A 12417-nucleotide genomic window follows, 5' to 3' on the forward strand; every position below is an offset into this window, starting at 1 on the left:
ATAACCGCAGAAGTCACAACAGGTATGCAGATGTGCGGCAGTTTTCCGTTCAAATCAGCAACAGAATTTTACGATAAGAAGGAGTGAGAGCCGTGGCAAATCCAAAAAAAGGTACCAGTCAGGCGCGGAATGAATTCATCTGGGGATGGGCGTTCATTCTTCCTACAATGCTTGGTCTGATCATCTTAAATATCTATCCGATTTTTAAGACCATTTATGAGAGCTTTTTCAAGACCGGAGATTTCGGTAAGGGAAATATCTTCATTGGTTTAGACAACTACGTAAAGCTGTTCCACGATGCGGAAGTATGGCAGGCATTATTAAATACATTTAAATATGCCATTGTGGAAGTTCCGTTTTCCATTGCCATTGCACTTGTACTGGCAGTTTTATTAAACCGTAAAATGAAAGGCCGTGCTGTTTACAGAACTATTTTCTTCCTGCCTATGGTTGCTGCTCCGGCTGCGATCGCCATGGTATGGAGATGGCTGTTTAACTCAGAGTTTGGTCTTCTCAATCACATTTTTCATACAAAGATTAACTGGATTTCTGATCCGAAGATTGCAGTCTATGCGATCGCAGTGATCGGTGTATGGTCCATCATTGGCTACAATATGGTACTTTTCCTGTCAGGTCTGCAGGAAATCCCAAGAGATTATTATGAAGCAGCAAGCATTGACGGAGCAACCGGAATCAAACAGTTCTTCCACATTACAATCCCGTTGCTTTCACCGACCATCTTCTTTGTAATGGTTACCCGTGTCATCGGTGCCATGCAGGTATTCGACCTGATCTTCATGGTTATGGACAGAAACAGTCCTGCACTTTACAAAACACAGTCACTTGTTTACCTGTTCTACCAGAATTCCTTTGTACAGAATAACAAAGGTTATGGTTCAACAATCGTCGTACTTCTTCTGGTTGTAATTATGATCATGACAGTATTCCAGAATATTGCGCAGAAGAAGTGGGTTCACTATAATTAAGGAGGGATAATTATGTCAGCAAGAGATAAAGCAAACAGAGTTCTGATCCATGTTATCCTGATATTGGTATCTATTACCATGCTGGTTCCTTTCTTATGGATGATCCTGACAGCTTTCAAAACTATGACAGAGGCAACCTCTGTCAACCCATTCGTAATCCTCCCGTCTACATGGAGATGGGACAGTTTTAGAGAAGTAAGCGCAAATATGGATTTCTTACATCTGTATATCAATACCTTACTTCTGATCCTGGGTCGTGTTGTATGTGCGGTTCTGACAGCAACACTGGCAGGCTATGCATTTGGACGTCTGAACTTCAGGGGGAAAAACCTGATGTTCTCACTGGTTCTTTTCCAGATGATGGTTCCTGGACAGATCTTCATTATCCCACAGTACTTAATGGTAAGTAAAATGGGAATGCTCAATACCATTTTTGCCCTGGTATTTCCCGGTATTGTTACTGCATTTGGTACATTTCTCCTCAAACAGGCTTATATGGGACTTCCAAAAGATCTGGAAGAGGCAGCACGTCTTGACGGATGTAACATCGGTCAGACCTTCCTGTTCATCATGGCTCCTCTGACACGTTCTTCCATGGTGGCACTGGGAATCTTCACAGCAGTATTTGCATATAAAGACCTGATGTGGCCTCTGATCTGTAACAAGGATGTAATGCCTCTGTCAGCAGCACTTGCAAAAATGCAGGGACAGTACACCAACAATTATCCGCAGCTGATGGCAGCATCTCTGCTTGCATGTATCCCGATGATCGTACTGTATCTGATCTTCCAGAAGCAGTTCATCGAAGGTATTGCAACATCCGGTGGTAAGCTGTAAAATAAATATTAAGTAAAAGTTCAGGTGTTCAGACAGAGTTTTCTCTTGATCTGAGCAGCACAGGCAGGCTTTGTTATAAAATCAGACCAGAGATTGCAGCAGGGCTTGCCTGAAACTGGATTTGATAATATTTAGAGTGTGTTTGAAAAATGCTTTCCTCAAGATGCGCGTCACAATTTGCGGGAATGGTTTTTTTAACATGCTCTAGAGAAAGAAAACTGAATATAAAATAAAAAAAGATAAATGACAGGAAAGGAAGAGGTAGATAGAAATGAAACCAGGAAGTCTTTTTGACAGAATATTTGGATTTTTAGGTCAGTTGATCGCATTAAATTTGCTGTGGATCGTGTGCTCTCTTCCAGTTATCACAGCAGGGGCATCCACCACTGCATTATTTTACTGTACATTGAAGCTCCATAAAGATGGAGATATCAGAGTACTTCATGATTTTTTTAAGAGTTTTAAGCAGAATTTCAGGCAGTCCACACTGATCTGGATTCTGATGGCTGCAGCAGGAATATTTATTTATATGGAAAAAGAAGCTCTGGCAACAATGCCGGGATCCATGTCACAGATTTTTAATTATGTGATCTTTGCGGTATATATTCCTCTGGTGGCAGTTGCACTGTATGTATTTCCAACAGTTGCAGCATTTGAAAATAAAACAATGACTTTGATCACAAACGCATTTTATTTTGCGGTTAAACATATAGGCTATGCTTTAGCTGTGGCAGTGATCACAATCCTGCCAATGACAATGACACTTGTAGATGCAAAACTTTTCCCGGTATATCTGTTGATCTGGCTGATGTTTGGATTCTCCCTGACTGCCTATGCAGATTCCTGGTTTATGTGGAAACTGTTCAAGCCTTACTTCAAAGAGGAGGAAGAGGAACATCACTACGTGGCCACAGAACCTGATCAGTATGTGTTTTAAAAAATAGATAGAACATCTATAAAATAGAAAGAACAAAGAAATGAGAGGTACAGAGTATGGAATGGATCAAATATCACGAGGCAGAGAAAGTATTCGACCTGAGAACAGAGCACAGCACTTATCAGATGCAGGTAAGAGAGTATGATACTCTGGTTCATCTGTATTATGGAAGTCCGGTAGGCGATGCACTGATCACAGACAGGATCGTATGTGTGGACAGAGGATTTTCAGGAAATCCTTATGAGGCAGAAAATGACAGAACATTTTCATTAGATACCCTGCCACAGGAATATACTGCATATGGAAATGGTGATTATCGTATCAATGGCCTGGAGACAGAGCAGGCAGACGGCAGTGATACTGCAAATCTGAAATTTGAGTCCTATGAGATTACAAAAGGAAAGTACAGCCTGAAAGGGCTTCCTGCAATGTTTGCAAAGGAAGATGAGGCAGAGACACTGGAAATTGTTTTGACAGACCGTGTCAGCGGACTGAAAGCACATCTTCTCTATGGTGTATTTCCTCATCTTGATGTGATCACCAGAGCGGTACGCCTGGAAAATACAGGTACAGCACCGGTTACAGTAAAAAAAGCAATGTCTATGGAAATGGACTATGAATACAGAGAACTGGATGCAGTCCATTTCTATGGCAGGCACATTATGGAACGCCAGATGGAGAGAACTCACCTTGGTCATGGCAACTGGTCTGTGGGAAGTATCCGCGGAACTTCCAGCCACCATCACAATCCATTTGTAATCCTCTGTGATAGAAATACAGAGGAAACTTATGGAGACTGCTATGGATATGCACTTGCATACAGTGGAAACTTCTTATTTGAAACAGAGGTGGACCAGGTAGGACATACCCGTGTGGCAATGGGAATCCATCCTTATCATTTCTCCTGGACATTGGAACAGGGAGAGAGTTTTGAGACACCGGAAGTGATCATGGCATACTCAGCAGAAGGCTTCGGAAAGCTTTCCAGGATCTATCATGATGCATACAGAAGCAATCTGATCCGTAGCAAATATGTAGAGCAGCCAAGACCGATCCTGGTAAATAACTGGGAAGCAACTTATTTTGATTTTGACGCAGATAAGATTTACCACATTGCAGAAGAGGCAAAAAATATCGGACTGGATATGTTTGTTTTGGATGACGGATGGTTTGGAAAGAGAGACAATGACTGGTGTGCACTTGGTGATTGGGAAGTAAATGAAGAGAAGATTAAAGGCGGACTTCCCGCACTTGCAGAGAAGATTCATGGACTTGGACTGAAATTCGGTCTGTGGGTAGAGCCGGAGATGATCTCTGAGGACAGTGATCTGTACAGAGAACATCCGGACTGGGCACTGAAGATCCCGGGACGTGCCATGAACCGAAGCAGACATCAGTTAAATCTGGATATTACCAGAAAAGAAGTACGCGAACATATTATGAACCAGATTTTTAAGGTTCTGGATGCATGCAAGGCTGATTATGTGAAATGGGATATGAACCGAAGCGTAGATAACGTATTCTCAGCAGCTCTTCCAAGGGAACGTCAGGGAGAGGTTTACCACAGATATGTGCTGGCTGTCTATGAAATGATGGAAAGCCTGGTACAGAGATATCCGGATCTTCTGTTTGAGTCCTGCTCAGGCGGAGGCGGAAGATTTGAGGCGGGAATGCTTTACTATTCTCCGCAGATCTGGTGCAGTGACAATACAGATGCTATTGACAGACTGAAAATCCAGTATGGTACCTCCTTCGGATATCCCATAAGTGCAATGGGCGCACATGTCAGCGTATGCCCGAACCATCAGTCCGGAAGAACGACTCCTTTTGAGACAAGAGGAATTGTTGCATCCGCAGGTACCTTTGGCTATGAGCTGGATCTGATGAAGATGTCCGAAGAAGAGAAAAAGACAGCCAGAGAGCAGATTCTGAAGTATAAAGAAATGGAGCATCTGGTACAGTCCGGAGACTACTATCGTCTGGTGAACCCATTCGAAAACAACAACCATGTACTCTGGCAGTTTGTATCCAAAGACAAAAAAGAAACAGTTGTGTGCGGAGTAAGACTCCACAGCGAAGCAAATCCTTATATTTATCTTTTCTACCCACAGGGGCTGGATGCTGATATGAAATACGAAGACACAGCAACAGGAAAAGTATATACAGGTGCAGCTCTTATGAAGGCAGGTCTGCCTCTGCCACTGACAACAGGAGATTACCAGCCAATCAGATTTACATTTAAGGCAGTCGAAAAATAATACAGCTATTATCGGTGTCAACACAGTCGATAAGGAATTGGCTCTGACAGCAGAGGAAAAAATAGCATAATCATTATTTTATATAACATAAAAAAGCAGCAGATTTTCCCAAATCAGGAAAAATCTGCTGCTTTTTGAAATATTATTTTTTCTTTTTGGAATTATGCTCCGGTTCCGGATTCATCCCGTCGATTATATGCTCAATCATCATTTTCTTTACATAGACATCAAAGCTTAACAGGCAGATAAATGAAAATCTCTTCAAATTTGCCTGATCTTCTTCATCTGCGTCCCCGAAAGTATCCTGTGCTGTTTTGTATTTGCGCAGCAGGTCTTTTTTCAGGGATTCAATCTGTTCCTTTTCCATGCTGAAAACTTCATTATAAATATAAGTCATATCTTTCTCAGTCATGGATTTAAAATATTTCTGCGTGATCGGTGTGAGCAGAGTCTGGATATCATTGATGGAAAGAATATTCTTGAAATAGTAAATAAAAATCAGCATCAGCACATGTTCTTTGGAATAACGTTTCTTCTCAGGCGGGGGAAGGAGCTTATTCTTTGCATAATTGTTGATCATAGTCTTGGTGAGAATCTTGTCGTCTGCGTAACGTTTGGAAGAAACGAGCTGTTCTTCCATAAAGGTTGTCACCTGATCCATATATAAATCAATATTTGGGATGTCTTCCGGTTTAATATAGTCAATCCTGGATACACTTTCCAGAATGCTGTTTATCATGTCTTTATCATCGATTGTCATCTTTTATCACCTCTGTTCCTTATTATATAGTTTTAAATACTACTTGTAAATGTTTTTTTTACTCATTATAAAATTTATTATTCAGTGTAGAGCTGCATAGCGAAGCGGATGATTTTATCCGCTTGAATTTACAGGAATCAGTTGTAGGCGAACAGATTTTTGTGTATAATCATAAAGATATATGCCTGTTCAGGCACAAAAAATATTTCGAGAGATGTAAACGATAACCGGTACATATTTTGAACCTGAAAGATTGTTGCAGGAATCAACTTGTTGATCAGCATGGTTGTTTGTAAAATAATGTACCGTACAGGAAGAAGACAGGAGAAAATATGAGCGATATTTACAGTGCATTAAATCCTCAGCAGCAGGAAGCGGTTTACCATACAGAAGGTCCACTGCTGATCCTTGCGGGAGCGGGTTCGGGAAAGACAAGAGTACTTACCCACCGCATTGCTTACCTGATAGATAAAAAGGGAATCAATCCCTGGAATATTCTGGCTATCACATTTACAAATAAAGCAGCCAGTGAAATGAGAGAACGTGTAGATAAAATTGTGGGATTTGGTTCCGAGAGCGTATGGGTTTCCACATTCCATTCCACCTGTGTGCGTATTCTGCGCCGTTATATTGACCGTCTTGGATATGATACCAGATTTGCTATTTACGACACAGAAGATCAGAAAACTCTGATGAAGGAAGTGTGCAGAAAACTGAATATTGACACCAAGAAAACAAAGGAACGTTCTCTTCTGGCACAGATTTCCCATGCAAAAGATGAACTGATCACACCGGATGAGATGGAACTGAATGCAGGTGGGGACTTTGTTAAAAAGAAGGTTGCTGAGGTATACCGGGAATATCAGGCAGCTTTGCGTAGAAATAATGCGCTGGATTTTGACGATCTGATCGTAAAGACCGTAGAGCTTTTTCAGAACTGCGGAGATGTTCTGGAAAACTATCAGGAACGTTTCAGATATATCATGGTGGATGAGTATCAGGATACCAATACTGCGCAGTTTAAGTTTATCAGCCTGTTGGCCTCTAAATATGAAAACCTTTGTGTAGTCGGTGATGATGACCAGTCTATCTATAAATTCCGCGGTGCAAATATTGGAAATATTCTTGGATTTGAGCATGTTTTTCCAGATGCAAAAGTTATCCGTCTGGAACAGAATTACCGTTCCACAAAGAATATTCTGAATGCAGCCAATGCGGTGATCGCAAATAACACTTCACGTAAATCAAAAACACTCTGGACTGAGAATTCGGAGGGGGAACGAATCCATTTCCGCCAGTTCATGAACGGATATGAGGAAGCAGAGTATGTGGTAGGCGAGATTTCCAGAGCTCACAGAGAGAATGGTGCGAAGTATAAAGACTGTGCAGTTCTGTACAGGACCAATGCACAGTCACGACTCTTTGAAGAGAAATGTCTTCTTGCGAATATCCCTTACAAGATTGTAGGCGGTGTGAATTTCTATGCGCGTAAAGAAATCAAAGACCTGTTATGTTATCTGAAGACAATTGACAATTCCAGAGATGATCTGGCAGTCCGCCGTATCATCAATGTACCGAAGCGTGGAATCGGAGCCACAACTCTTGGCAGAATACAGGATTATGCGGATAAAATGAGTGTGAGTTTCTATGATGCCTTGCGTGTGGCAGAGGAGGTCCCGTCTATTGGAAGAAGCCTTTCAAAGATAGATGGATTTGTAACCTTTATTCAGAGTTTAAAGAGTAAGGCAGAGTCTTACACAGTACGTGAACTTCTGGAAGAAGTGATTGAACTTACCGGATATGTGGCAGAGCTGCAGGCTGAAGATACAGATGAATCGAAGGCAAGAATCGAGAATATTGACGAACTTATTTCCAAGACAGAATCCTATCAGGAAGCAATGAAAGAACAGGGACAGACTGCCACACTTTCAGGTTTTCTCGAGGAGATTGCACTGATCGCAGACATTGACAGCGTGGATCCGGATCAGGATTATGTGCTTCTTATGACTTTACATAGTGCTAAAGGTCTGGAATTTCCGAGAGTATTTCTCGTAGGAATGGAAGATGGGATGTTTCCGTCTTATATGTCCATTATATCAGATGACAGATCTGATCTGGAAGAAGAGAGAAGACTCTGTTATGTGGGCATCACAAGAGCCATGGAGGATCTGACGCTGACAAGTGCCAGACAGCGGATGCTCCGGGGAGAAGTACAGTATAATAAAGTATCCAGATTTGTACGCGAAATTCCGCGGGAGCTTGTGGATCTGGGACAGGAAGCTCAGGAAAAGAAGAAAAAGATTGAAGAGATGATCCAGGCAGACAGAAACCTTGCAAAAATGAAAATGGTTTTTGAGACAAAAACATTCAAGCCCAGAGAATTTAAGGTGACAAAGGCTGATGCACTGGATTACGAAGTGGGAGACACCGTCCGCCACATTAAATTTGGTGTAGGAATTGTCAAAGACATTGTAGACGGCGGAAGAGATTATGAAGTCACTGTTGATTTTGACAAAGTGGGAATAAAGAAAATGTTCGCAGGATTTGCAAAGCTGAAAAAAATATAGTAATTTCAGAATCAGGATGATGCGGGCAAGTAACGCCTGCCATCTGTTAGCCGGGCGATTGGGGCAGGTGACTTAAGTCACCTGCGGAGGCTGCGAAAAGCAATAAGCAGTAAGGCGAACGATTTTATCCGCTTTATATATGAGACAGGAGTTCAGGAAGTTTCATAAGACTGTCAAATTCATGATCAGGGATGATTTCTGAAGTTTTCTCATGGTTGGGATTAAACCAGATCGTGCGGATTCCGGCATTGATGCCGCCCTGGATATCAGAGGTCAGACTGTCCCCGATGATTACTGCTGTTTCCTTATGGAAATCAGGGATTCTGGAGAAGCAGCAGTCAAAGTATTCCCTGCCCGGCTTATTGTATCCCAGTTCTTCGGAGATAAAAATATCCTCAAAGTAACGGGAAATTCCGGAACTTTTAAGCCGTCCCTTCTGGACACTTAAGGTACCGTTTGTAACCAGATACATCCGGTATTGGCCGTAAAGAGTTTCGAGCAATTCTTCTGCACCATCTATGAAATAGTGCCCCTGGGCCAGAAGAGTTTCATAGGTATGTGCAGCTTCTTTTGCAGGTACATCCACATTCAGCTCTGCAAAAAGAAGCCGGAATCTCCGAAGCTTTACCTGGTCTCTGGTGATTTTGCCCTGTTCAAGAAGCTTCCACTGGGCGAGGTTGAGCTCACTGTAACGCTTCAGAACTGAAGGCTCGGGAGCAATGTGAAAACTTTCCAGAGTTTTTGCGATAGCTGCTCTTTCTGCCTGATTAAAATCAAGTAATGTATTATCAAGATCAAAAAAAAGTGTTTCTACCATAAGTATTTTATCCTCTCTTATCAGATCGTTGCTGTCGGCATATTCATGCCAAAACACCTCGCGGGATAGTGGTGTGTGAACAGTAACCCCCTGATATCATTATAATAAAGAAATTAACAAAAGTATAGAATAAATGCAGATATCTTATGGTAAAATTACAGAAAAAGTGTTATAATAATTTTATTAAACAGCAGACGGCAGAAGTGTTAAGTGTCAGCTGATGAATTATTGAGAGGATGGTGCGATTATGAATATCAAAATTGAAGAATTATTATCAGCATTAAACAGAAAAGAAGAAGAGAAAGAAAAAAATACAGTCCTCTGGGTACTGGCAATCATTGGCGCAGTTGCAGCAGTAGCAGGTATCGCATTTGCTGTATATCATTTCTTTGCTCCGGATTATCTGGAAGATTTTGAAGAGGATTTTGATGATGACTTCGACGATTATTTCGAAGATGAAGAAGAATAATTACCTGTAATATGAAAATGAAAGAATAGCTCCGGCTTATACCGGGGCTATTTTTATGGAGGTTATATGAAAAAAGGCGAAATTTATGAAGGCGTGATTGAGAAAGTAGATTTTCCCAATAAGGGAATTGTGATAACAGACGGACAAAAAGTTACCGTAAAGAACGGAATGCCTGGACAGAAAGTCCGTTTTATGATCAATAAGAAGCGTTCCGGACGTGCAGAGGGAAGACTTCTGGAAGTATTGGAGAAGTCTCCGCTTGAAACAAGAGAACCGGTCTGCAGCATTTTTCCGGAATGTGGAGGATGCATGTATCAGACTATGTCCTATGAAAATCAGCTTAAAATGAAAGAACAACAGATCCGCGAATTGCTGGAAGGTGCCTTAGATGGTGCATCCTGTCATTGGGAGGGGATTCATGGAAGTCCCATGGAATTCAGATACCGCAATAAGATGGAGTTTTCTTTTGGAGATGCATATAAAGATGGTCCATTGACTTTGGGACTGCACAAAAAAGGCAGTACCTATGATGTGCTTACAGCAAATGACTGTCAACTGGTTCATGAAGATATGACTAAGATTCTTACCTGTGTTCATGAATACTTTCTGGAACGTAATGTTTCCTATTATAAAAAGATGCAGCATACAGGATATCTGCGCCATCTGCTTCTCCGTCGCGGTGTGACTACAGGAGAGATTCTGGTCCATGTGATTACCACCAGTCAGGAAGAACATGATCTGGAATCTCTGAAAGAAGAACTTCTTGCACTTCCGCTGGAGGGTAAAATTGTGGGAATCATGCATATTATCAATGATTCTCTTTCTGATGTGGTGCAGAGTGATGAGACACGTATCCTTTACGGTCAGGATTTCTTTTATGAAACGCTTCTGGGACTGCGATTTAAGATCAGTACATTTTCATTTTTTCAGCCTAATTCACTGGCTGCGGAAGTGCTTTATTCTATCGTACGTGAGTATATCGGAGATACGAAGGATAAAGTAGTGTTCGACCTTTACAGCGGAACCGGAACGATCGCCCAGCTTGCAGCCTCCGTAGCGGACGAAGTGATAGGTGTGGAAATTGTGGAAGAGGCAGTAGAAGCTGCAAAACAGAATGCAGCACTGAATAACCTGAGTAATTGCAAATTTATTGCAGGAGATGTCCTTAAAGTCCTGGATGATCTGACGGAGAAACCGGATGTGATAATTCTGGATCCGCCAAGAGATGGAATCCACCCCAAAGCATTGCCGAAAATCCTTTCTTATGGCGTGGATCATATCGTATATATTTCCTGCAAAGCTACCAGTCTGGCAAGAGATCTTCCAGCATTTCTGGCGGCAGGATATAAGTTGGAAAAAGCCTGCTGCGTTGATCAATTTTGTCAGACTGTTCACGTTGAGACGGTTGTTCTTTTGTCCCAACTGAAATAAAAACCGGATGATTACATTAATGTCACGATTGAACTTGATGATATGGATATAACATCTGCAGAGACTAAGGCTACATATGATGAGATAAAGAAGTATGTGGCTGAACATAATGCCGGCATGAAGGTTTCCAATCTGTATATCTCACAGGTAAAGAGAAAATGCGGAATTGAGGTTGGAAAGAATTATAATTTACCTAAAAATGAAGATAGCAGGCAACCGCAGTGTCCAGAAGATAAAGAGAGTGCAATTGTGGAGGCATTGAAGCATTTTAACATAATATATATCAAGAATTCTCCTTCCTCTACAGGTGGGTTACTGTTCACACACCACTATCCCGCGAGGTGTTTTGGCATGAATATGCCAAAATCCCGAGACATACGAGCCAAAATTCCATTGCCGCAGGCAATCTGGAATCAATTTTGGCTACGTTACTGTGAACGGAGTGAACAGTAACACAGGTGGGAGATGAATTGCAAAAAATAAAAAGAACGCTTGTTTGGTAGTGAGATCCATGGTATAATAGAATCAGTCGATAAGATAATTACTCAAAAAAAGGACTGGTTTTATGGAAAATATGGATCATAATGCACATTCAGTATACTTGCTGTATTATCACCTGATTATGGTGGTGAAATATCGAAGAAAAGTTATCAATGATCCGATTTCAGAAAGAGCAAAGGAAATATGGGGATATATTGCCCCACGGTATGGAATTGTTTTGGAGGAATGGAATCATAATATTGACCATGTTCATGTAATGTTTCGTGCACAGCCTAAAACAGAACTCAGCAAATTTATCAATGCTTATAAAAGTGCCAGCAGCAGGCTGCTGAAAAAAGAGTATCCGGAAATCCGGGAAAAACTTTGGAAAGAAGCGTTCTGGAGTCAGAGTTTCTGTCTTTTGACGGCAGGAGGGGCACCAGTAGAAGTGATCCGTCAATACATCGAAAATCAGGGAGAGAAAAAGAATTGAACATAGCATATCGTTTCCGGATTTATCCAACAGAAGAACAGAAGATACTCCTTGGAAAAACATTTGGCTGTTGTCGTTTTCTGTACAACCAGATGCTTAATGACAAGATCCAGGAGTATAAAAAGACAAAGAAGATGTTAAAGAATACACCAGCTATGTATAAAAAGGAGTATCCATTTCTGAAAGAAGTTGATTCGCTGGCACTGGCAAATGTTCAGCTCCATCTGGAAAAAGCATATAAGAATTTTTTTTGTGATCCTAAGGTTGGATTTCCACGTTTCAAGTCAAAACATCACTCCAAAAACAGCTATACAACAAATGTAGTCAACGGAAATATTCTGGTAGAAGATAAGCGGATCCGGCTTCCCAAATTAAAATGGAT

General features: G+C 41.4%; 13 protein-coding genes. 10 read left to right on the plus strand and 3 right to left on the minus strand.

Annotated elements, in window-relative coordinates:
- The first annotated feature begins 92 nt into the window (after positions 1-92).
- Together G4417_RS01505 and G4417_RS01510 are read left to right on the plus strand one after the other, a co-directional pair.
- Positions 93-986, plus strand: coding sequence for a carbohydrate ABC transporter permease (locus G4417_RS01505; protein ID WP_173682372.1), 894 nt, complete (start codon positions 93-95; stop codon positions 984-986).
- A 12-nt stretch (positions 987-998) separates the two neighbouring features.
- Entirely contained in the window at positions 999-1823 is an 825-nt protein-coding gene (locus G4417_RS01510) for a carbohydrate ABC transporter permease (RefSeq protein ID WP_008706570.1), read from the plus strand.
- Positions 1824-1896: 73 nt separating this feature from the next.
- Here G4417_RS01510 and G4417_RS17665 read toward each other — a convergent pair whose 3' ends face one another.
- Positions 1897-2073: a DUF6783 domain-containing protein gene (locus G4417_RS17665; RefSeq protein WP_420314183.1), complete on the minus strand. Its 177-nt coding sequence runs from the start codon at positions 2071-2073 to the stop codon at positions 1897-1899.
- 21 nt (positions 2074-2094) lie between these two features.
- Between G4417_RS17665 and G4417_RS01515 the strand changes: the two genes are divergently transcribed.
- Both G4417_RS01515 and G4417_RS01520 read left to right on the plus strand, forming a co-directional pair.
- Positions 2095-2760, plus strand: coding sequence for a YesL family protein (locus tag G4417_RS01515; RefSeq protein WP_173682373.1), 666 nt, complete (start codon positions 2095-2097; stop codon positions 2758-2760).
- Positions 2761-2816: 56 nt separating this feature from the next.
- Positions 2817-5018, plus strand: a complete 2202-nt coding sequence (locus G4417_RS01520; RefSeq protein WP_173682374.1) for an alpha-galactosidase — start codon at positions 2817-2819, stop codon at positions 5016-5018.
- A gap of 142 nt (positions 5019-5160) precedes the next feature.
- On the opposite strand, the gene G4417_RS01525 is transcribed toward G4417_RS01520, so the two are convergent.
- The gene (locus G4417_RS01525) at positions 5161-5778 is read right to left on the minus strand and encodes a DUF1836 domain-containing protein (protein WP_025578120.1); all 618 of its coding nucleotides are present in this window, start codon (positions 5776-5778) and stop codon (positions 5161-5163) included.
- Between the two features lie 332 nt (positions 5779-6110).
- Between G4417_RS01525 and pcrA the strand changes: the two genes are divergently transcribed.
- On the plus strand, positions 6111-8345 hold the full coding sequence (gene pcrA / locus G4417_RS01530) for a DNA helicase PcrA (protein ID WP_173682375.1): 2235 nt from the start codon (positions 6111-6113) through the stop codon (positions 8343-8345).
- A 133-nt stretch (positions 8346-8478) separates the two neighbouring features.
- Here pcrA and G4417_RS01535 read toward each other — a convergent pair whose 3' ends face one another.
- Positions 8479-9162 carry a YjjG family noncanonical pyrimidine nucleotidase gene (locus G4417_RS01535; RefSeq protein WP_118342285.1) on the minus strand — a complete coding sequence of 228 codons (684 nt, stop codon included), beginning with the start codon at positions 9160-9162 and terminating at the stop codon, positions 8479-8481.
- Positions 9163-9409: 247 nt separating this feature from the next.
- On the opposite strand from G4417_RS01535, the gene G4417_RS01540 reads away from it, so the two are divergent.
- From G4417_RS01540 to G4417_RS01560, 5 genes are all read left to right on the plus strand, one after another.
- Positions 9410-9631 carry a hypothetical protein gene (locus tag G4417_RS01540; RefSeq protein WP_008706577.1) on the plus strand — a complete coding sequence of 74 codons (222 nt, stop codon included), beginning with the start codon at positions 9410-9412 and terminating at the stop codon, positions 9629-9631.
- A 66-nt stretch (positions 9632-9697) separates the two neighbouring features.
- Positions 9698-11062, plus strand: a complete 1365-nt coding sequence (rlmD, locus tag G4417_RS01545; RefSeq protein WP_173682376.1) for a 23S rRNA (uracil(1939)-C(5))-methyltransferase RlmD — start codon at positions 9698-9700, stop codon at positions 11060-11062.
- A 42-nt stretch (positions 11063-11104) separates the two neighbouring features.
- Positions 11105-11515 carry a hypothetical protein gene (locus G4417_RS01550; RefSeq protein WP_173682377.1) on the plus strand — a complete coding sequence of 137 codons (411 nt, stop codon included), beginning with the start codon at positions 11105-11107 and terminating at the stop codon, positions 11513-11515.
- A gap of 112 nt (positions 11516-11627) precedes the next feature.
- Positions 11628-12035 carry an IS200/IS605 family transposase gene (gene tnpA / locus G4417_RS01555; RefSeq protein WP_173682378.1) on the plus strand — a complete coding sequence of 136 codons (408 nt, stop codon included), beginning with the start codon at positions 11628-11630 and terminating at the stop codon, positions 12033-12035.
- A partial coding sequence (locus G4417_RS01560) for a helix-turn-helix domain-containing protein (protein WP_173682379.1) occupies positions 12032-12417 on the plus strand: 386 nt, incomplete at its 3' end. The genes tnpA and G4417_RS01560, both read left to right, overlap by 4 nt.

The organism is Blautia wexlerae, assembly GCF_013300825.1.
Taxonomy (GTDB): Bacteria; Bacillota; Clostridia; order Lachnospirales; family Lachnospiraceae; genus Blautia_A; species Blautia_A wexlerae_B.